Genomic DNA, 18,710 nt, shown 5'->3' with positions numbered 1-18,710 from the left:
ATCTGCCATGCCGCGCCTCTCAATATAGCACCTGCCGTCCGTGGCTGGCGATTCATAGGTTGTTGACAAATGATGTACAAGTTTAAGGGTATTAGAAATGTACAATAGTGAGTACGATTTGGTTAAGTCCTTTGTAAGAAAGATTAACAAGAAGGAAATACCTTTCTCCTGTATGGGAATGGCATTGGAGTTCAATTGGCAAGCAGGACGACCTGACGTCATTCTTCAATTGGGAAATAATCATTTGATAGCTTTGGAAGCTAAGCTTGAAAAATGGGAAGAAGCATTTCACCAAGCCTATAGAAATAAATCTTTTGCTCATTATTCTTATGTTCTATTTCCTGGTGCTTTAGAAAAACGAATTAGAAAACATTTAGAAAAATTTGAAAAATATGGTGTTGGCATTTGTACAATAACTCCAAAGGAAGGAGTTCGCGTTATTCTATCTGCAAAACGAAATGTTCCAGTGCAGCCTTGGATTACTGAAGAGGCTAAGCGTTTTATCAAATCTAATTATTAAATGAAGCCCGAAAGATTTCCTCATATCTCTCGTGAAATCGCACAAAAGGAAAATTTGCTCATTGAATCTTTTGTCGGGAATGGGTCTTTTAAAGATGTTTATAAGTGCAAAAAAGATGATAATTCATTTGTTGCTTTGAAAATTGCAGACCCATCCGCGACTCATCCAGAAAGAGAATCCCGCGAAATAGATTCGATGCTGAAATGCAATGTCTCTCAAATTGGCAAGCTATATAAATTCGATTCATATACTGACATATCAGGTAAGAATTATCACTACTTAATAGAAGAATATTTCGACGGGGGAGATTTAAGAAGAAAGCTTGAATACCAGAGTTTAACAAGGGCAGAAATCGGACAGATTGGTCTGCAGTTGTCAGTAGCCGTAAAAGAATTAAAGAATTTAAATCTGGTTCACAGAGATATTAAGCCAGAAAATATTATGTTTAGATCAGCCGATAATTGTAATGCAGTCCTAACGGATTTTGGTTTAGTGCGAGATCTTTCTGAAGATTCTCTTACCGGAACATGGCTTGTCCATGGACCAGGGACTCCGTTATTCGCATCGCCTGAACAATTAAATAATGATAAAAGTATGATTGATTGGCGATCCGACCAATTTTCAGTTGCATTGACTCTTTCTTATTGCCTTTTAGGATTTCACCCATTTCAAGTCGGATCTGGAAATCCTACACAAGCTATTGTTAATGTTTATGAACGCAAAATAATGCCAGCCGAAAACGTTGAAAAGTTGAATGAATTTGGTTTTGGATGCCTTGCTAAAATGCTCTCCCCATGGCCGGTTCACAGAATTGCGTCACCAGATAAGTTAGTTGAATTATTTACAGGTTTAATAGTATGAAAGCTTTTTTGCAAATGGGTCATCATTCAGAAAATTTGGTCGGTGAAAAGGGGTTATCAGAATTTTCAGGCATTATTCTTAGTCCAGTTAACAGGTTGCCGGACCAGTTGGCGAGCGACACAGCTGATTATATTAAAAAAGGGTATTCGGTATTACTTGACCCTCAACTATATTTTCCCGCGACTGAAAGGCAAAAACTAACTGAACAGCCGTACTTTCCCGATGATATGGACACATCGGATCTTTCTTCATTGAAATGGTGGAAGAATTTATCGGATAAACTTTCCTCTTTTTGTATTGAGATTGGTATTAAAAAGACAGCAACTCCCGCTCCATTAACTCGAAATTCAAGCAACGATGAGTATTATTCGTTAATTTCGAACATTGGAGCTTCAATTTTAGAAAAATCAAAAGGTGTTGAAGTTTATCAAACTGTTATAGTGCATTTACCGACGATCGATAATATTGAGAGAATCTATCGTATTGCAAGTCTTGTTTCAAATAGCGACTATAAAGGCTATTATTTAGTATTTCTTTGGGATAAGGATCCGAGAAATGAAATAGATAACGAGACTATGCTTTTCTATGCGATGGAATTGATATATTCCTTAGCTAATCTCGAAAAAGAAATAATAGTATCACATTCTGGCACGGAAATGCCCCTATATATAGTAGCAGGTGCATCTTCTTGCGCGAGTGGTAAATTTTTTAATTTGAGAAGATTTACTTCTTCAAGATACGAAGAACCTACAGAACAGTCTGGCGGCGGTCAATTACCCTATTGGTTTGAGCAAGGATACATGGCTTTCTTGCGCCAGACGGATTATTTTCGAATTAAGACTTCTAAACTTAGTTCGATACTTGGAACAGGATATTCCAGCAATCTATGGAGTAAAATTATCGAAGAGCAGCTTGTTACAGATCCTGAGAAGGCATGGCTTTCTCATTCTTGGCGGCATTATCTTTCTTGGTTTTCAGAAACTCACAAATATTTGAAAGAGATTTCAAATCCCGGTATAGTACTTTCTGATTGGCTTAAACTGGCGGAGTCGAATTGGGAAGCCTTAGAATCGGAAGATATTTTGATGGACGAAAAAAAGAATGATGGTCGGTGGCTGCGTCCATGGCGGCAGGCTCTTGGTAAATTTAAAGCTGCTAGAAAATAAGCTAAATTAAAAATATTTACTTAACAATGCCTTGTCCCGGTTCTTACGAACCGGTCCACCCGAACGCTTCGCGATCGGGGCGCAAAATCTTATTTTAACTTTGCTCTAATTGCCCTCGTTAAAACTGCTTCGCAGATTTTACTCGGGCTTTCTTTGATGATTTAATGACTTCATTTGTAGTAAATACAGAGTAAAAGAAGAAAGGAGATTTTTTATAAATCTTCATAAACTTTAAGAACTCATCCATATATAGCCTACATTTACCAGATTCTATCTTAGAAACTTGGCTTCTGCTCCTTTTGATCATTTTACCCACTTGTGCTTGAGTAAGATTCGCTTCTATTCTCGCCGCTTTAAGTTGATGATAGAATGCTTTCTTTTCTTCGTCGGAAATTTTCCTTACGATTTCCGATTTAGGACATTTTCGGACAATACTTTGAGACTTGTTTTTAGATTTTCTCGTCATAAAGGAACCTTTTTGAGCAGAGATTCGTAAAGAATACGTGTCCCACGGTATACTGCGTTCACTTTTTGTCAACTATGCCGCAATATACCGTGTGTGGATTTTGAAGAATTTTTATTAAAAGTCGGAAAGAATATTCAAAAAGTTCGGAAGGATAAGGGCCTTACTCAGGAAAATATGGATGAAGGCGATTACGCCGTTCCTGTAAGAACTTTGCAAGATATTGAAGCGGGTAGGGCAAATTTCACAGCCAACTCAATTTTCAAGCTCTCTAAACGATTAAAAGTAAAACCCAGAGATTTACTGGATATTTGAAAACCGTAATTCTATTGGCGTTCCCTAACCGGCTTCGCCTTCCTTGGCTACGCCGGTTAGAATTCGGGGCGCGGCACAGCAGATAACTAAAAATTGTCGCGGCGCTTCGGGATCGCTTCGCGACCCTTGCTTGGGCTTTGCCAAATTCCGCTTTGTCACTCGTCTTGCATACGCAAGCCTCGCGCCAAGTCCTTCGGACTCGCGGAACTTCGACAATTACTGGTCGTTATACGCAAAGGCGGCAAAATTAAATTATGATTAAAAAAATCACTATTCTAATAGTAGTTTGTGGTATCGTTGCTTTCTTTTTATATAAAGCTCTTGATCTAGGTTTAGTATGGTTTGTTTATCCATCAGAAGATAAATATCCTATTAGGGGTATCGATGTTTCAAATCATCAGGGGAAAATTGATTGGGCTTTAGTTTCTAAGAAGGACATTTCTTTCGTTTACATCAAATCTACGGAAGGAGGGGATTTTAAAGATAAATCCTTTTTGGAAAATTGGAGTGAATCCAAAAAGCATGGCTTCAAAGTTGGGGCTTATCATTTCTTCACACTGTGTAGAACAGGATCCGAGCAAGCAGAAAATTTCATTCAAACTGTTCCAAAGCTCGTAGATTCTTTGCCTCCAGTAGTTGATCTTGAATTTGTTGGAAATTGCAAAGATAGACCGCCTATTGAAAATGTTCAGAATGAGATTTCTATTTTCCTTTCTATAATTGATACTTACTATAATACGAAAACAATTCTTTATTTAACTAATGAATTCATTGAAAAATACCTTGAGGGTAATTTCTTTAATCATCCTATTTGGATTCGAAACATCTTTATGCATCCGAATACTTTTTCCTCCATTGACTGGGTAATTTGGCAGTATAAAAGTACCGCTAGGATTAATGGAATTGATGGCCCTGTTGATTTAAATGTTTTAAATGGAAATTTAGATACTCTAACTAAATTTACTAATTTAAGATAATTCAGCCGCCTCAGCGTATAACTTACGGCTCTGACGCGGCGCTTCGAGATGCTTCACACTCTCGCTAGGGCTACGCCACATTTTGTTTCCGTCACTTCGCTTGCAAAGCAAGCTCGTGCCGTCACAAAACGTCGTCAAGCCTTGGTCGTTATACGCAAGTTTAGAAAATCAAATATTAGTTGGAGAATATTAACAAATGGAAAGTGACAAAGTTATTTCTCTCTTCTTTTCGTTCTTATCTTTGATAATTTCGTCAACAACGGCTTGGCTGACCCTATTCTGAAAAGGCAAAATTAAAATGACAGCCCCGAGTCTTTTCTTTTTGGGACCGGATGGGTCAAACGATGATCTTAAGGTTTATCTCAAATCTTTAATTTATTGTACTAGCAATAAGGGAAGATTGATAGAAAACATGTATGTAAAATTGCAAAGAGGAGAAACTTCCCAAAATTTCAATATCTGGGTCCACGGCGAAAAAGATAATCTGTCACGCGGTAGCGGTCTTTTTGTAGGACAGAACGGGGTAGTTTTAAATCATCACTTTTTGCTTCCTAAGGATGGATCAAGATTCTATCTTCTTGCAGGCAATTATAAATTAAATGTGTATGCAATGATTGTTGGCGAAAATAAAGGCTATCTGCTTGAAACAATTAGATTCGAAATTTCGGAAACTCAAGAAAACAATCTAAAAGAAAAGGGTGCGGGAATTTTCTTCGACCGAGGTGTGGATACAATCGGGTATGTTTCTTATGTCGAAATTAGAAAAGAAAAACCAGATGACTTATTCGAATCAATGTTAGCGTTTGAAAGGGTTAAACGATCTGATAATCCATTAGGCGCGTAAGAATTTATTTTAATATTTCTAAACCGGCGTATAACTTTCGGCTCTGACGCAGCGCTTCGGGATTGCTACGCAACCCTCGCGCCAAGTGCTTCGCACTCACGAAACGTCGTCAAGCCTTGGTCGTTAGGCGCAATCACCCAAAAATACTTATGAATAAAAATGACTTAATATCTCTACTTGAAGCGGGAGAACTTTTGAACGTTGAGTTCAAGCAATCTTCCAAATTTGAAGGTGACTTTCGTGCACATATAGCAATGTCGATTGCTAGTATGGCTAATTCAAACGGTGGCGGACATATTTTGATAGGGATTGTCGATGATAAAAGAGAAATTGATGGAGTATTGACAAAGGAAATTATTGAAACTTGGGAAATTACGAAGTTATCCTTATATTTGGAGGAGAGACTTTCTACTCTGCCAAGCATAACACCTTATCTTATTGAAATAGATAATAAGTTCGTCTTGTGCATTAAAGTCCAAGAGTTTTCAAGTGAACCAATAATTGTAAAAAAAGATCTTCAAGATCAAAAAGGGAAGCCTTTAGCTAACACTGGCGATATATTAATTCGCACGGAAGGCAGACAGACTCGAAAAATTAGAACTGTCGAAGAAATGAGAAGTATCATTAATCGAAGTGTAATAAAGAGGTCTGGCCTTTTGCTTGCTGATATCGAAAGGATTTTTAACGGAAAAAATGAAATAGTTGAAGTTAAAGAGACGATACTGAATGAAATCTATCATTCTATCAGCAGTAATGAAGTTAATTTTAGGAGTACTTTGCATAAAGATTTCCCTAATCACTGTAAGTATTCTTTGGAAATTTATTTTCCTGAAGCAGAACAGCAATTTGAAAAATCAAGTGACCTTTATGAAATCTTAAATAGCACTGTTATTAATGACACATTCAATAATTTTCCGATTTACTATCAAGAAAGGAATTCAATTAAACAATCTTACGATTTTCTTTATTTAGATACCCAGTTTCGAAAATGGATATTTCATAAAAAAGGCTATTTTATTTATCATTTTATTCCTTGGACTGAATATTTAGATGAAAGTCCTCAGTTTCCTTACCCTAATCCTCCGAACCGCCCGTTGTTTGTAGATGATCTCATCCGGACTATGTCAAATTCATTGCAGTTCGCATTCAATTTATCAACGATATTCAGTAGCGGAAAGGTAAAGGTTTATCTTAAGGTAGAAAATCTTTTGAAAAAACGTATTTACTCATTAGTAAATCGAATGTCTTATGGCGAGCCTTGCTCTGAATATCAAATTGAATTAATTAACGATACATTCTTTAGGAGCAATCTTCAGACAGATTCATTGGATATTATAAATAGAGGATATGAAAAGGCTCTAATAATTTTTCAAATAAGAACTATCGTTTCCGAAGATAACAAAAGGTTTGTCAGTCAACTGTTAAATAATGGGTGACTACGCTTAACTATCGGCTCTGACGCAGCGCTTCAGGATTGCTTCGCAACCTTCGCTTGGGCTTCGGCACATTTCGCTTTGTCACTCGTCTTGCAGGGCAAGTCTCATGCCAAGTCCTTACGGACCTGCGAAACGTCGTCAAGCCTTGGTCGTTAGGCGACATGCAAAAAATAAGGATTCAAAATGGAAAATGAATTAGGAACATTTTTAAGAAATAATTCACAATCTTCATTAAAGAAAGAAAATGAACAATGGATTGTTGAATCTCCATGGGATGATGAATCTATCCACTTATATATTCAAGAAAAGCAAGAGATCTACGATTGCTTAAATAACTTGGTGCTCCCATACAAATTTACCGCTTTGTATCATTCTGACTTAAAATGCTTAGAATTTATCTATACATTGCAGAGCAAAGATGCAAATTTTGAAGATGACAATTTTGAATTTATATTCGACTCCGTAACTTATAAATGCTCATATAAAGATTCTAGTGATAGACTCCTTTTGGTCGCTAATGTATTTAGGCCATCTGGCAAGGAAACAAATCTTGGATATCGAAATTTATTTTTACTAAATGCGTATACTCAATCACTTTCATCGACTGAGAATATTGAACCTCCATTTCCATCACCTGATTTCGAGAATTTAAAACCGATTTCCTTTTTTATAGAAGGCATAGAAGTGTATGATGAGCAAAAGCTTGTTTCACTTGCTAAACATCTAAACTTTTATATGTCTTATTATGATAGAAAGGCTCCAAATATAATTATCCATCCTGATCGCGATAATTCGGGGAAACCGAATCCACAACTTCAATTAATCGATCAAAGATTTCCAAGTAGGATACAAGCACAAAGCAAAGACCCATTTCTAATTGATTTAGCCTTATCTGCCCGAGAATCAGGCATTCGACTTAAGTATCTCTATTCGTATCAAATTTTGGAATACGCCGCGTTTTATTTTTTAGAAGAGGATGTTAAAAGAAAGGTGACGATGCTACTTAAATCCCCTGTTTTATTATCTAAGACGGAGGAAATATGCAGAAATATATTAGATGCGATAACTGACATTAAGCAAAATGATGAAGCAAAGATAAACAAGGTTGTAGAAACCTTTACTGATCCTGAAATAATTTGGAAAGAAATTCAAGAGAATATCGATTTCTTTTCTAATCCAACTGAATTCGATGGGGGATTTAGATTGTCTCCACTGATTTCAAGTAATACAACAATTGAGGCATTTAAATCGACTTGGATTCCTAAGGTTCCAGATACTTTAAGGAAAATTAGAAATGCATTAGTTCATGGTCGAGAAAGTCGTCTAGGCTTAATTATAGCACCTGGTACAAAGAATAATTTAAAATTACGTCCGTGGGTTCCGCTTATTCAAAGAATTTCGGAACAAGTAATTATATTCAATTAGTTTTGCACGTCGTCTAACTTACGGCTCTGACGCTTCGCTTTGAGATCGCTACGCGACTCTCGCTTGGCCTTCGGCACATTTTGTTTCCGTCACTTCGTTTGCATGCGCAAACTCGCGCCGTCACAAAACGTCGTCAAGCCTTGGTCGTTAGGCGAACAGCTCTGCACAGTATTCTTTTCAAGTGTTGCGGGCTTCCATGCCCGCGTTATAAAATATGGTTCTGAAAATCAAAATACACATATGAATATGCATAATTATATGTATTGACAAAGATTCACCAATGCTTATATTATAGCCAGATGGAGTTTGAATGGGATTCTGCAAAGAATGACGAAAATTTGCGGAAGCATGGAATTGATTTCTTTGAAGCTCAAAGAGCATTCTTGGATCCGAATAGGGTTATTACACTAGATGTTACGCATTCTTCTGAATCTGAAAAAAAGATATTACTGCTTTGGCCTAATTGATTCGAATGTATCAACGGTAAGATTTACTGCTAGAAATGGTAAAATCAGAATCTTTGGGGCAGGTTATTGGAGGCAAGGTAAGAAAGTTTATGAAAAAGAAAATAAAATACAGTGATGCGCCAGCATCTATATCATCTTCAATTAAATCTTCTAAGGTTGTTGAGGATTTTCTTCCTCCTCCGAATAAACTTATTTTGAAAGAAGATAATTCTAGAGTAACGATAATCTTAAGTAAAAAAAGTATTTCATTTTTTAAAGAGGAATCTAAGCGATCTGGTGTACCTTATCAAACTATGATTAAAAGGGTTTTGGATTTATATACAGAGCATTATGCTCATAAATAAGTCTTTGTGACGCCATCCATGGCTTAATTTTACAGTATTAGATGCAGAGCCGTCGCCTAACTATCGGCTCTGACGCTTCGCTTCGAGATTGCTTTGCAACTCTCGCTTGGCCTTCGGCACATTTTGCTTTGTCACTCGTCTTGCAGGGCAAGCCTCGCGCCAAGTCCTTACGGACTCGCGAAACGTCGTCAAGCCTTGGTCGTTAGGCGAAACGACCGCCAAATTCTTTTGTAAAACTAAAAAGGACAAGATTTTTGCCCGAAAAGGTTACAAAAAGTAATTTGACATTTGAATTATAATGCTATATTTTGAATAAAAATGCAGGTTTAATGAATATGTCTAAGACAATCACATTGCGCATTGAAGATCCGATTTATGATATATTTAAGAAAGCAGCTGAAGGTGAAAGACGTACTATTTCAAATTTTGTTGAAAATGCTGCCATTCAATATCTTACAAATGAGTTTTATGCTTCAGATGAAGAAATGGAGGAAATCCTTTCAAATAAGCAGCTAGTTTCTTCTTTGAAAAAAGGTCTTAAAGAAGCAGCTCAAGGAAAGTATAAAGTTGTCCGCTGAATATAAAATAGCAGAGACGGAACAATTTCAAAACAAGCTCAAAGACAGGCAATTCTCTCATCTTCAAAAGAAACTGACAGATTATGTATATCCAATCCTTAAAAAGAATCCATTTTTTGGACCTAATATCAAAAAGCTGAAAGGCGAGTTTGATGGTCTTTATAGATATCGAATTGGTAAATATCGTTTATTTTATTTGATTAAAGATAACGAGTTATTAATAATCTTTGTTGATATAGATCAAAGAAAAGATAGTTACAAATAGAGGTGGTCGCATCGCCTAACTGTCGGCTCTGACGCCGCGCTTCGAGATTGCTTTGCAACTCTCGCTTGGCCTTCGGCACATTTCGCTTTGTCACTCGCCTTGCGGTGGCAAGTCTCGCGCCAAGTGCTTACGCACACGCGAAACGTCGTCAAGCCTTGGTCGTTATCTGCCATGCCGCGCCCCTCATTTAAGACGCCAGCTGTCCTTGGCTGGCTTTGCGTCCATTTAGGCTGAAGTGATGGGTAGCATAAATAAATTCAAAGGGATCTGTTTTATAGATAGAATTGAGGCTGACTCGGCCTAAGCTATGGCAGATGTTCACAAAATTTTGAAGGAAAAAAGCTGACAAGAAAATCAACCCTCAGACTATATCGACTAGTTGACATAATAATAGAATACAAGTGAAAGGCTTGATAATCTAAAAGCTGGTAGCAATGGCAAATAAAAATAATGTAGTCCCTTTAGTTCCGGTTGGTAAGATTAAATGCTATATAACTGGAAGTTTAAGAGCCGACAGACCTGAAGAACATATTCGTCAACGATGGGCAAGGAGCTTAGTCGAAGAATATGGCTATTCTAAATCCAGTATCGCAATTGAATTCAAAATTAAAATGGGTGTCAGTTCAAAAAGAGCTGATATAGTAATTTTTAACCATGGCTCAAAGCAAATACAGGAAAATATTTTTATTATAATAGAAGTTAAACGTTCTGACGTTTTACCAAAGGATAAAACCGAAGGTATTGAACAGTTAAAGTCTTACATGGCGGCCTCATCTTTATGTAAATATGGCTTGTGGGCAGGTTCAGAAAAGAATGTTTTTCAAAAAATGGAAGATAATTCTATTATTGAAACTACAGATCTTCCTTATTACGGTGATTTAGAGCCTCGCCCTCCAATATTTAAAGATCTCGTGCCAGCAATTGATCTTAAATCTACATTTCGTAGGTGCCATAATTATATATATGCGAATCAAGGTTTGCAAAAAGCGGAAGCCTTTATTGCAAAAACTATCGAAGGAAGATCAAAGATTGGCGGAACTCGGTGTATTACCAGATTATGAAATATTTATGGCGATCCCTAAAACAGCTGGTCGTGATAAACGAGGGAATCCTATATTTTACAAAACTCCAGAAGAATTTGAAATTATAGGTGATGACGGATTCCCAACATTGGATGATGAAATCCCAATTGTGAGCAATGCCTTTCATAATTGGTTAACTACTGTATAAGATGAAAATTAAAACGCCGGCAAATTTATCTTCAGCTGAACTATTCTCTTCACAAGTGGAGCATTTTTCGATATCTTCGAAAATAATCAAAAGTGATAAAAGTTTACGTATTGATGCCAGTAATTTTAACCCTCGGTTAGTTCATGCTATTGAAATGTTGAAAAATAGTCACATGGATTGCCCTTCTTACAAGGAAGTCATATTGTTCATTTTCAACCGGCAGACATAAAATATGTTTCGAAATCCGCCCATAAAAATGTCGAATCGTGGATTATCAAGAAAGGCTGGATTCTTGTAACTCGTTCTGGGACATTCGGAAGAATTGCTTTATGTGAAGATGATTGGGATGGATGGGCTGCCTCTGAACATATTTTGCGAATAATCCCGGATGAAACAAAATGCACTTCAGGATATCTTTATGCTTTTTTGAATTCCCCTATTGGTCAAGCTCAGTTAACATCGAAAATTTACGGTGCCGTTGTTGATGAATTAACGGAAGAACAAACAAAAAGTATACTTGTTCCTATGCCGCGAACTAAAAAGCAAAAGGAACAAGCAGATTTAATCAACGTAGAAGCTCATAAGGCAATGAAGAAAAAATTGGAGGCTATCAAGTTAACTGAACAGTCATTAGACAAAATGAATCAAATGCTAAAGATTAGAGATTAATTGTGTTTTTTCCTAAATTCTTTGCTTGTCCAGTTCTTACGAACCGATTCACCCGAACGCTTCGCGATCAGGATCCTGAATACTCACTTGGATCGTATTCAACAACCCAACCCTCGTTAAAACTGCTTCGCAGATTTTACTCGGGCTCTCCTCGGAGATTTAATGACTTCATTTGTAGTAAATACGGAGTAAAAGAAGAAAGGAGACTTCTTATAAATCTTCATAAACTTTAAGAATTCATCCATATATAATCTGCATTTACCGGATTCTATTTTGGAAACTTGACTTCTACTCCTTTTGATCATTTTGCCCACTTGAGCTTGAGTAAGATTCGCTTCAATTCTCACTACTTTTAGCTGATTGCGGAGAATGTTTTTCTCTTCATCAGAAATTCTCCTTATGATCTCCGATTTAGGCCATTCTCGGACAATACTTTGAGACTTAAAATCGGATATTCCACCTCTCAGAATTTATTGTGCGATCATTGGATTTGGAGCTTTCTTTTTCGGCATTTCTTGTATTAGTGAAATAATCAGTGGAAAATATGTAAGAGCAATTGGTCCTGAATGAATTTTCTTTGCTTTGTCAGCGGAAATATTAGCCTTCTGATCTTTGGAACATTCTTTACATTCTTGAGAGACAAGATTTTTGAAATTTGATTTCAATAAGAAAAGCGGCTAAGCCTAACTACCAGCTTTGTCGCATCTGAGAGGATTGGCTTCACCTATTTCCATTGGAACAACAAGAGTAAGATAACAAGAATGAAAGCTATCGTGTATTGTGAATATGGTTCATCGGATGTCCTTCGCCTGAAAGAAGTCGAAAAACCTTTTCCAGGGGAAGGAGAGGTCTTGATTAGAGTTCGCGCGGCCTCTGTCAATGCGGCTGACTGGCGTATGATGAGAGCAGATCCCTTTTTGGTCCGTTTCCATGCAGGGCTCTTTCGCCCAAGCAAATTCCCGACGTTGGGTGCCGATATCGCGGGGAGTGTTGAAGCTGTTGGTCTCGGAGTCACTCAGTTTCGCGTAGGGGATGAGGTGTTCGGGGATGTTTTTGCAAGCGGTTTCGGCGGTTTTGCGGAATATAAGTGCGCTAAGGAGCACGAAATAGTATTGAAGCCGTCGAACGTCTCTTTCCAGGAGGCGGCAGCTGTGCCTCTGGCCGGTCTTACCGCCTTGCATGCATTACGTGATGCCGGCAAGCTGCAACGAGGTCAAAAGGTCCTCATTCACGGTGCCTCCGGCGGTGTAGGGACATTCGCTGTTCAACTAGCCAATTATTTTGGAGTGGAAGTCACCGCCGTTTGTAGCAGTAAGAAGATGGAAATAGCTCGCTCCCTCGGAGCGCATCATGTAATCGATTACTCTGTTCAAGATTTCGCACAAAATGGACAAAAATATGATCTGGTTCTCGCAGTGAACGGATTTCGTTCCATCTTCGATTATCGTCGTGTATTAAAATCCCACGGGAGATACGCTATGGTTGGGGGTAATGCCGGCCAGCTCTTCCAGGCCCTTCTCCTTGGACCATTCCTTTCAATGGTGGGAGGTCGGAAAACGGTTGCCGTCTCGTCAAAACCAAACCAAAAAGATTTGCTCTTTCTGGCGGAGTTGCTTTCGTCCAAACAGATCAAATCCGTAATCGATAGAAGCTATCCATTAAGTGAAGTTCCTGATGCCATACGCTACCTCGAACAAGGTCATGCCGTCGGAAAAGTAATCATAACCCAGGAATGATGACTATGATCATTATTCTTCGCTATATTCTCGGTGTCATCGGCTTAATCGTTACGCTGCTGCTTCCGCTTTTACCATTTCTATCTGAAGCCGATACGTGCACTATGGGTGCCGCAGACGGCTATGCCGTTTCGAGCTTGCTTTCCATCGCTATTTTGTTTATGGCTTTCCCGCTCGTTGTGCAATTGTATTTTCTGCCTTCCTGGCTTTCTTTATTTGGGTTAGTTCACCTTGTGACACTTGCCGTTTATACGTTCAAAGTGGTTCCATTGTTTTGGTTGACGACTATCTTAGGCGCGCATATTTGCGATTTATCATACGGTGATGCAGATATAGAACAGAGATTGTACGCGCCGATTCTACTAGTTACCGTTTGTTTCATCATTTCGCCTTCAATGATCCGCTTGCGAAATCTTATCTGTTCGAAGGGCATTGACAAGAGTGACATCGCCTAAATAATATCTATGAACTATAATGAAGAGGAAAGGGAACGATTCCTAAAAGTAGCTAAACGAGTGTATTTGTGTATCGCCCGGAATAGGGGAGAACGTATTGAACGGCTAAATCTGGAAATGTCGCTGAACAATAAACTTGGATTAGATGGTGATGACTTCGATGATCTATTGAATGATATCGATAGGTATATAAAAATTGATTGGTCTTCATTCGATTTTTCACATTATTTTAATAATGAAGGATCCTCATCTCTGCGACTATTCAAAATATTAATCTGTTTCCCCTTTTTGATCGTTTTCATATTCATTAAGCTCGTTCTAAAATTATTCGGTAGTTCCAAAAATGTTGAACAATTTATAGAACCGATTGTTGGGAATACCAAAAGAGATTTCAAAATTAGCGATTTGGTGCTGGCTGGGTTTTGGGGGAAATGGACTGAATTCAAATTACTGTCAATTCCGATTGAAGATGAGTTGAAATCTTGGCAAAATGATTTTCGGATTCGATTTGAAAGAAAGTTTAATACGAGAAAATGACTGCTTGCCTAACGATCGCTTCCGACGCTACGCTTTAGGCTCGTTTGCCTTTCCGCACTTCGCCAAGTCCGCGCAAAACATCCTAAAGCCTTGACGTTATCTTCTACAAAGCATCACAATCGATCCATGATCCTTTCCAGAATCAGTCTTGGTTTCGTTGGCATGCTCGCATTTACCGTCTGGGCCTATCAACTCATGGTTTCCCTAAAAGCAGAGCTTCTCGTTCTACTTGTTCTGATGACCTTCGTTCTCATCTTATCCTGGCGCCTTTTATCGAATGCCAGGATTGGGCATTTTGTTTTGCTCGCACTCGCAGAGACGCTCCCTGTAATGATCGTCATGTTCTTGGTCCATTTGTTCGTGGTCTGGGCAGCCATTTTGATCTTAGGTTCGGACGAATATGGGGCCTCATTGATGGTCTACTTCGTTTTCGCCGTACCGATCTCATTTCCTCTTACGCTATTCTTCTACCATATGTACCTTCGCAAGATTACCTCTAAATGGAAAGGTCCGTCTTCGCAAACGCTTTCCTCTTTAGAAGCTCCAAGGGAAGATTAAAATGCTTCTTTAAATTGCGCGATGGCGTATTGTCTCAGAGCCGCATTCGCGACCTCAAGTGATCGTCTACCCGGTCTAGTAAACGAGAAATTCCCCTTTCGGACCAGCAGTGATAAGAACTGCGACCTAATAGAATCATCACGAAAGCTTGTCAAGACCTGTTGGCGGCGTTCAATGCAAGCGCTCCTACTTTTATTATCCAACTTTTTTCAATTGTGAGGTAAAAACACGATGATAGTGCTTCCACATATTCACCGCCACATTGTCTTGGTTGCCTTGGGTCTTTTCCTACTGGTTCACTTGACTGAATGTACAAACGTGACCAAATCTATTGGGATCACTGCCGAAGCCCATAGTGCGAAACAACAGGCCGAAACAGCCCAGCTTTTGGCCTTGCTGGATGGATCTCGTGCCTCCTTTGCGAGCGTCGGCGCGCGAGTCATTCAGAGCAATACCGTAGCAATGCCAAACGGTTACTCCTATTCGACTTTCAATTCGGTCGAATTTGATACTGGAAACTTTTATAGTTCTTCGGCTCAGGACCGACTGACTATACCGAGCGCTGGAACTTACTTCATATTAGGCCAGCTCAACTTTGATCCCAACGCAACAGGAGAAAGGAAAGCCAACATAATGATCAATGGCGGCGCCAGAGCGTCCACTCTAGTTGCAGCTGCTCCGTCTTCAAACACGGGCGTGTCAGCTAGTTGCTATCTAAAACTAGCCGCTGGTGATATTTTACAACTCCAAGCATACCAGAGTAGCGGCGGAGCTCTAAATATTACTGCAGGCACGGATTTCGGCCAAGCCCTAAACGTTTACAAAGTTTCAAACTAACCCACAAAATCTTCGCCTAGCTGCTTATAAACCTACCGACCTTGGATAAGTTCTGGCTGAGGGGGAACTTCGGTTACGCTGTTCGGTTATACGGCATGTACAGGAATCACAAATATTCGTATGACCGCAGACCGTTCTTTTTTGTACCCGCTGAAATTCTCCTTCTTCTACTTTCTGGGAATCTTCACTCTTGGTTTCCTGCTCGGAACCGTCAGAACGCTTGTTCTCGCGCCCAAAATCGGGGCAACCATTGCGGTTCTCATCGAATTACCGGTAATCCTCTCAATGTCCTGGCTCTTCTGCGGTTATCTCATTCGTCGCTTTGCCATTTTTCGAGCTTGGCAAGTCCTTCTTTTTTCAGGCGCATTCTCATTGGTCCTGCTTTTCATAACTGAGTTCTCACTTTCGGTCTTTGCCTTTGGCCAGACACCTGAATCATACTTCGCAGGTTTTCGGACAGTCCATGGTCGAATCGGATTATTGGGCCAGATCACATTTGCTCTCATTCCGGTTGCGCATATGAAATTTCACACACGCTAATGATTGAAAGCTTTTCTTTGAAAATAAACTAATAAAATGAAGGCAAGCGTGTCGGCTCTGACACTTCTCTTCGAGATTGTTTTTAGCCACTCGCCTTGCAACGGCAAATATCATGCCAAATCATGAAACGTCGTCAAGCCTTGGTCGTTAGGCGTAGTCACTTTTAAATTTTATTTATCACAAAAATATGTCTAGATTTTATACTGAAAAGCCCCTTCGCTCTGTCCATATTGATATAGATCTTCTGTCAAAGTTGGAAGCATTTATTTTAGAAACAATCCCTGAGCTAATTCCTGGGAGGTTTAAATCTAAGAAATCAAAGCAATATTCTATCGAACTTACAGATAAGTATGGTTCAGAACAACTCGATTCTTTTAAGAAGTATAAAGACAAGCTGTTGCCCGATTCGATCTCTTCTCTATTAATAGAATTAAAAGATGCACAGAAAACTTTTGAATTATCTATACTATTTGATATGGAAGAGGGGGGTTCGGTGACATTAGATTTTGAATCTGACAATGTTCGTGAGCGCGCAATCTCGATCATTGAAGGAATTGATCTTATACTTAGAAATTATTCTACTATTAATCGAATTTATCATCCTTGGAATCAGATCGGGTCGGTCGCTGGAATATTCGCTCTTTTATTGGGAATTGTTTCTTTATCAGACGTAATAAATGGAAAATATTTAGAAGCTTCCGGCCCGGGTTTTTTTACCTTCGCTTTAGGGTTTTATTATTATATTGGAAAATTTTTGAAAACTATCGTTTCTTTCGAAACAAGGAGATATAAAGCATTAAATAAATATTATCTATGGCTTGTTAGTAGTTGTTCTGGATTTATTCTTTCTGGAATAATACTTACTTTTTTCAAGAACCGATTTTTCGGAGAATTTCTGAAATAACAAGATGGATTCTGCTTAACGATCGGCCCTGGACCGGCACCTTGAGACTCTTCGAACTATCGCTTGTCCTTCGGTACATTTTGCTTCTTCACTCACTGCGGGGCAAGGACGGGTCATTAGGCGAAAATGGTAAATTTGAATAGCTTATTGAAGATTGATTATGGGATAAGAAAATGCACTACTATTGCAATGCGTGTAAAATAAATATATCATTAGAAGCTTATCAATTTTCTATGGACAAAATTGGACGTCCACTTTGCAGAAATTGTCAGTCCTCGTCATCAAAAAGGAAAGGAAGCACTTTGGAATCCACTCCCGAGGCTAAGGCTTTATATAATGCATTGAGGGGAAGGGGGGTTCCTGCGAAGTTAGAGCTATTTGACGGGTTCAAACACATAGATATCGCGATACCGGCGGCAATGGTAAATATTGAAGTGGACGGTGGTCATCATAACTTCGATAAAAGGCAAGCTTTGGCGGATCTTAAAAGGACTTACTATTCTTTCAAAAAAGGTTATTTAACATTACGGATCCCAAATTCTCTGATAACAAAGGGAAATCTTGACGAAACAGCAGACTATATAGTGGATTTTCTGAATGAATCTGTCAATCAGTTAGAAAACGAATCGAGCCTTAGTAATTGGTTTAAGAGTCTTTTTTAGATAATTGAGACAAGCAAAGCATTCCGCAATCATCTAACCACCTCTGCTTTATAGGATTGGTCCCACTCCAAATACTTGCACACGTGCGAAACATCCTCAATCATGATCATGAAACAAACTCAAAATAGAAAACTAAATCGAGGTAGCTATGTCAATTGAATCGGAAAAAGACGTGATCGGTCTACGGAAGGTTGGCCGGATCGTTGCCGATACCATAAAGCTGATGATTGCAAATGCGTCTCCCGGAATAACTACGAAGTCGCTCGACAAAATTGCTCGAAGTTACTTTGAATCCTTCGGTGCGCGTTCTGCTCCTGAAATTACGTATAATTTTCCCGGCGCCACATGTATTAGCGTAAATCATGAAGTGGCCCATGGAATTCCAGGTCCTCGTGTTTTGCGGGAAGGCGATTTGTTAAATGTCGACGTTTCTCTCGAGCTTGGCGGTTATTTTGCGGATGCGGGGTATTCTATCTGTCTTTCTCCAGCTCGTCAGAATCTTGTAAACCTTTGCGATGCCTCGCATACTATTTTACTCCAAACGATTCACTCACTACGTTCAGGGAATAGAATCAATAAAATCGGAAGTACCATCGAAACCGAGGCAAAGAAACAGGGTTACCAAGTGATTCGGAATCTTACCGGTCATGGAACTGGTAGGCGTTTGCATGAAGAACCTGTAAATATTGTCAATTATAGGGATCCGAGAGATCTAAGACTTTTATCTAAAGGGATGGTACTTGCTGTAGAAACCTTTATTTCCACTGGTGCGAAACTTGCTATCGAATCAAATGACGGATGGACCTTAAAAACTCCTGATCAATCCTATGTTGCTCAATTTGAACATACAATCATCATAACGGAACAGGAGCCAATATTGCTGACGGCTTAAGGGCGGGCCACTTTGTAGAACTATCCGAC

Annotated in this window: 26 protein-coding genes; 24 read left to right on the top strand and 2 right to left on the bottom strand. The window is 38.9% G+C overall.

What is annotated here, in order from left to right:
- Window positions 1-172: 172 nt before the first annotated feature.
- From EHO60_RS13335 to EHO60_RS13325, 3 genes are read left to right on the top strand one after another with little or no spacing between them, the layout of a single operon-like run.
- Window positions 173-520, top strand: a complete 348-nt coding sequence (locus EHO60_RS13335) for a hypothetical protein (RefSeq protein WP_135768687.1) — start codon at window positions 173-175, stop codon at window positions 518-520.
- Entirely contained in the window at window positions 521-1,381 is an 861-nt protein-coding gene (locus EHO60_RS13330; RefSeq protein WP_135768686.1) for a protein kinase domain-containing protein, read from the top strand.
- Window positions 1,378-2,547, top strand: coding sequence for a hypothetical protein (locus tag EHO60_RS13325; RefSeq protein WP_135768685.1), 1,170 nt, complete (start codon window positions 1,378-1,380; stop codon window positions 2,545-2,547). The genes EHO60_RS13330 and EHO60_RS13325 overlap by 4 nt, the downstream gene beginning before the upstream one ends.
- 118 nt (window positions 2,548-2,665) lie before the next feature.
- On the opposite strand, the gene EHO60_RS13320 is transcribed toward EHO60_RS13325, so the two are convergent.
- On the bottom strand, window positions 2,666-3,013 hold the full coding sequence (locus tag EHO60_RS13320; RefSeq protein WP_135768684.1) for a helix-turn-helix transcriptional regulator: 348 nt from the start codon (window positions 3,011-3,013) through the stop codon (window positions 2,666-2,668).
- 93 nt (window positions 3,014-3,106) lie between these two features.
- Between EHO60_RS13320 and EHO60_RS13315 the strand changes: the two genes are divergently transcribed.
- From EHO60_RS13315 to EHO60_RS13260, 12 genes are all read left to right on the top strand, one after another.
- The gene (locus tag EHO60_RS13315; RefSeq protein ID WP_020768744.1) at window positions 3,107-3,325 is read left to right on the top strand and encodes a helix-turn-helix domain-containing protein; all 219 of its coding nucleotides are present in this window, start codon (window positions 3,107-3,109) and stop codon (window positions 3,323-3,325) included.
- A gap of 254 nt (window positions 3,326-3,579) precedes the next feature.
- Window positions 3,580-4,302 carry a glycoside hydrolase family 25 protein gene (locus EHO60_RS13310; RefSeq protein ID WP_135768683.1) on the top strand — a complete coding sequence of 241 codons (723 nt, stop codon included), beginning with the start codon at window positions 3,580-3,582 and terminating at the stop codon, window positions 4,300-4,302.
- Window positions 4,303-4,600: 298 nt separating this feature from the next.
- Window positions 4,601-5,146: a hypothetical protein gene (locus tag EHO60_RS13305; RefSeq protein WP_135768682.1), complete on the top strand. Its 546-nt coding sequence runs from the start codon at window positions 4,601-4,603 to the stop codon at window positions 5,144-5,146.
- 149 nt (window positions 5,147-5,295) lie between these two features.
- Entirely contained in the window at window positions 5,296-6,582 is a 1,287-nt protein-coding gene (locus EHO60_RS13300; protein ID WP_135768681.1) for an AlbA family DNA-binding domain-containing protein, read from the top strand.
- A gap of 183 nt (window positions 6,583-6,765) precedes the next feature.
- A complete protein-coding gene (locus EHO60_RS13295) occupies window positions 6,766-8,007 on the top strand; it encodes a hypothetical protein (protein WP_135768680.1) in 1,242 nt (413 codons plus the stop codon).
- A gap of 299 nt (window positions 8,008-8,306) precedes the next feature.
- The gene (locus tag EHO60_RS17285; RefSeq protein ID WP_246028314.1) at window positions 8,307-8,474 is read left to right on the top strand and encodes a BrnT family toxin; all 168 of its coding nucleotides are present in this window, start codon (window positions 8,307-8,309) and stop codon (window positions 8,472-8,474) included.
- Window positions 8,475-8,509: 35 nt separating this feature from the next.
- On the top strand, window positions 8,510-8,818 hold the full coding sequence (locus EHO60_RS17280) for a CopG family transcriptional regulator (protein WP_246028313.1): 309 nt from the start codon (window positions 8,510-8,512) through the stop codon (window positions 8,816-8,818).
- A 335-nt stretch (window positions 8,819-9,153) separates the two neighbouring features.
- The gene (locus EHO60_RS13280) at window positions 9,154-9,396 is read left to right on the top strand and encodes a CopG family transcriptional regulator (protein ID WP_135768679.1); all 243 of its coding nucleotides are present in this window, start codon (window positions 9,154-9,156) and stop codon (window positions 9,394-9,396) included.
- Window positions 9,386-9,661, top strand: a complete 276-nt coding sequence (locus tag EHO60_RS13275) for a type II toxin-antitoxin system RelE family toxin (RefSeq protein ID WP_135768678.1) — start codon at window positions 9,386-9,388, stop codon at window positions 9,659-9,661. The genes EHO60_RS13280 and EHO60_RS13275 overlap by 11 nt, the downstream gene beginning before the upstream one ends.
- Window positions 9,662-10,095: 434 nt before the next feature.
- Complete coding sequence (locus EHO60_RS13270; protein WP_135768677.1) at window positions 10,096-10,722, top strand: type I restriction enzyme HsdR N-terminal domain-containing protein; 627 nt, start codon at window positions 10,096-10,098, stop codon at window positions 10,720-10,722.
- Window positions 10,691-10,891, top strand: coding sequence for a hypothetical protein (locus tag EHO60_RS13265; protein ID WP_135768676.1), 201 nt, complete (start codon window positions 10,691-10,693; stop codon window positions 10,889-10,891). Before EHO60_RS13270 ends, EHO60_RS13265 begins: the two co-directional genes overlap by 32 nt.
- A 177-nt stretch (window positions 10,892-11,068) precedes the next feature.
- Complete coding sequence (locus EHO60_RS13260; RefSeq protein ID WP_135768675.1) at window positions 11,069-11,560, top strand: restriction endonuclease subunit S; 492 nt, start codon at window positions 11,069-11,071, stop codon at window positions 11,558-11,560.
- Window positions 11,561-11,676: 116 nt separating this feature from the next.
- On the opposite strand, the gene EHO60_RS17275 is transcribed toward EHO60_RS13260, so the two are convergent.
- On the bottom strand, window positions 11,677-11,931 hold the full coding sequence (locus EHO60_RS17275) for a helix-turn-helix transcriptional regulator (protein WP_342776000.1): 255 nt from the start codon (window positions 11,929-11,931) through the stop codon (window positions 11,677-11,679).
- A gap of 390 nt (window positions 11,932-12,321) precedes the next feature.
- Between EHO60_RS17275 and EHO60_RS13250 the strand changes: the two genes are divergently transcribed.
- From EHO60_RS13250 to map, 9 genes are all read left to right on the top strand, one after another.
- Window positions 12,322-13,296 (top strand): NAD(P)-dependent alcohol dehydrogenase, encoded by a 975-nt coding sequence (locus EHO60_RS13250; RefSeq protein ID WP_135768674.1) that lies wholly within the window; start codon window positions 12,322-12,324, stop codon window positions 13,294-13,296.
- A gap of 5 nt (window positions 13,297-13,301) precedes the next feature.
- Entirely contained in the window at window positions 13,302-13,751 is a 450-nt protein-coding gene (locus EHO60_RS13245) for a hypothetical protein (RefSeq protein WP_135768673.1), read from the top strand.
- Window positions 13,752-13,760: 9 nt separating this feature from the next.
- Entirely contained in the window at window positions 13,761-14,288 is a 528-nt protein-coding gene (locus EHO60_RS13240; protein WP_135768672.1) for a DUF1493 family protein, read from the top strand.
- A 162-nt stretch (window positions 14,289-14,450) separates the two neighbouring features.
- The gene (locus EHO60_RS13235) at window positions 14,451-14,846 is read left to right on the top strand and encodes a hypothetical protein (protein ID WP_167880219.1); all 396 of its coding nucleotides are present in this window, start codon (window positions 14,451-14,453) and stop codon (window positions 14,844-14,846) included.
- Window positions 14,847-15,077: 231 nt separating this feature from the next.
- Entirely contained in the window at window positions 15,078-15,683 is a 606-nt protein-coding gene (locus EHO60_RS13230; protein ID WP_135768670.1) for a hypothetical protein, read from the top strand.
- A 120-nt stretch (window positions 15,684-15,803) separates the two neighbouring features.
- Window positions 15,804-16,223 (top strand): hypothetical protein, encoded by a 420-nt coding sequence (locus EHO60_RS13225; RefSeq protein ID WP_135768669.1) that lies wholly within the window; start codon window positions 15,804-15,806, stop codon window positions 16,221-16,223.
- Between the two features lie 187 nt (window positions 16,224-16,410).
- A complete protein-coding gene (locus EHO60_RS13220) occupies window positions 16,411-17,127 on the top strand; it encodes a hypothetical protein (RefSeq protein ID WP_135768668.1) in 717 nt (238 codons plus the stop codon).
- 302 nt (window positions 17,128-17,429) lie between these two features.
- Entirely contained in the window at window positions 17,430-17,789 is a 360-nt protein-coding gene (locus EHO60_RS13215; protein WP_135768667.1) for an endonuclease domain-containing protein, read from the top strand.
- A 148-nt stretch (window positions 17,790-17,937) separates the two neighbouring features.
- The gene (gene map / locus EHO60_RS13210; protein WP_135768666.1) at window positions 17,938-18,681 is read left to right on the top strand and encodes a type I methionyl aminopeptidase; all 744 of its coding nucleotides are present in this window, start codon (window positions 17,938-17,940) and stop codon (window positions 18,679-18,681) included.
- The last annotated feature ends 29 nt before the right edge of the window (window positions 18,682-18,710 follow it).

Origin of the sequence: Leptospira fletcheri (assembly GCF_004769195.1) — a bacterium.
GTDB classification, from domain to species: domain Bacteria; phylum Spirochaetota; class Leptospiria; order Leptospirales; family Leptospiraceae; genus Leptospira_B; species Leptospira_B fletcheri.
This window is presented reverse-complemented; position numbering and strand designations above follow the sequence as displayed.

Coding starts and splice junctions, on each gene's coding strand:
- EHO60_RS13335 (WP_135768687.1), top strand. CDS start 173: ATGGGAATGGCATTGGAGTTCAATTGGCAAGCAGGACGACCTGACGTC.
- EHO60_RS13330 (WP_135768686.1), top strand. CDS start 521: ATGAAGCCCGAAAGATTTCCTCATATCTCTCGTGAAATCGCACAAAAG.
- EHO60_RS13325 (WP_135768685.1), top strand. CDS start 1,378: ATGAAAGCTTTTTTGCAAATGGGTCATCATTCAGAAAATTTGGTCGGT.
- EHO60_RS13320 (WP_135768684.1), bottom strand. CDS start 3,013: ATGACGAGAAAATCTAAAAACAAGTCTCAAAGTATTGTCCGAAAATGT.
- EHO60_RS13310 (WP_135768683.1), top strand. CDS start 3,580: ATGATTAAAAAAATCACTATTCTAATAGTAGTTTGTGGTATCGTTGCT.
- EHO60_RS13305 (WP_135768682.1), top strand. CDS start 4,601: ATGACAGCCCCGAGTCTTTTCTTTTTGGGACCGGATGGGTCAAACGAT.
- EHO60_RS13300 (WP_135768681.1), top strand. CDS start 5,296: ATGAATAAAAATGACTTAATATCTCTACTTGAAGCGGGAGAACTTTTG.
- EHO60_RS13295 (WP_135768680.1), top strand. CDS start 6,766: ATGGAAAATGAATTAGGAACATTTTTAAGAAATAATTCACAATCTTCA.
- EHO60_RS17285 (WP_246028314.1), top strand. CDS start 8,307: ATGGAGTTTGAATGGGATTCTGCAAAGAATGACGAAAATTTGCGGAAG.
- EHO60_RS17280 (WP_246028313.1), top strand. CDS start 8,510: ATGGTAAAATCAGAATCTTTGGGGCAGGTTATTGGAGGCAAGGTAAGA.
- EHO60_RS13280 (WP_135768679.1), top strand. CDS start 9,154: ATGTCTAAGACAATCACATTGCGCATTGAAGATCCGATTTATGATATA.
- EHO60_RS13270 (WP_135768677.1), top strand. CDS start 10,096: ATGGCAAATAAAAATAATGTAGTCCCTTTAGTTCCGGTTGGTAAGATT.
- EHO60_RS13250 (WP_135768674.1), top strand. CDS start 12,322: ATGAAAGCTATCGTGTATTGTGAATATGGTTCATCGGATGTCCTTCGC.
- EHO60_RS13245 (WP_135768673.1), top strand. CDS start 13,302: ATGATCATTATTCTTCGCTATATTCTCGGTGTCATCGGCTTAATCGTT.
- EHO60_RS13240 (WP_135768672.1), top strand. CDS start 13,761: ATGAACTATAATGAAGAGGAAAGGGAACGATTCCTAAAAGTAGCTAAA.
- EHO60_RS13235 (WP_167880219.1), top strand. CDS start 14,451: ATGCTCGCATTTACCGTCTGGGCCTATCAACTCATGGTTTCCCTAAAA.
- EHO60_RS13230 (WP_135768670.1), top strand. CDS start 15,078: ATGATAGTGCTTCCACATATTCACCGCCACATTGTCTTGGTTGCCTTG.
- EHO60_RS13225 (WP_135768669.1), top strand. CDS start 15,804: ATGACCGCAGACCGTTCTTTTTTGTACCCGCTGAAATTCTCCTTCTTC.
- EHO60_RS13220 (WP_135768668.1), top strand. CDS start 16,411: ATGTCTAGATTTTATACTGAAAAGCCCCTTCGCTCTGTCCATATTGAT.
- map (WP_135768666.1), top strand. CDS start 17,938: ATGTCAATTGAATCGGAAAAAGACGTGATCGGTCTACGGAAGGTTGGC.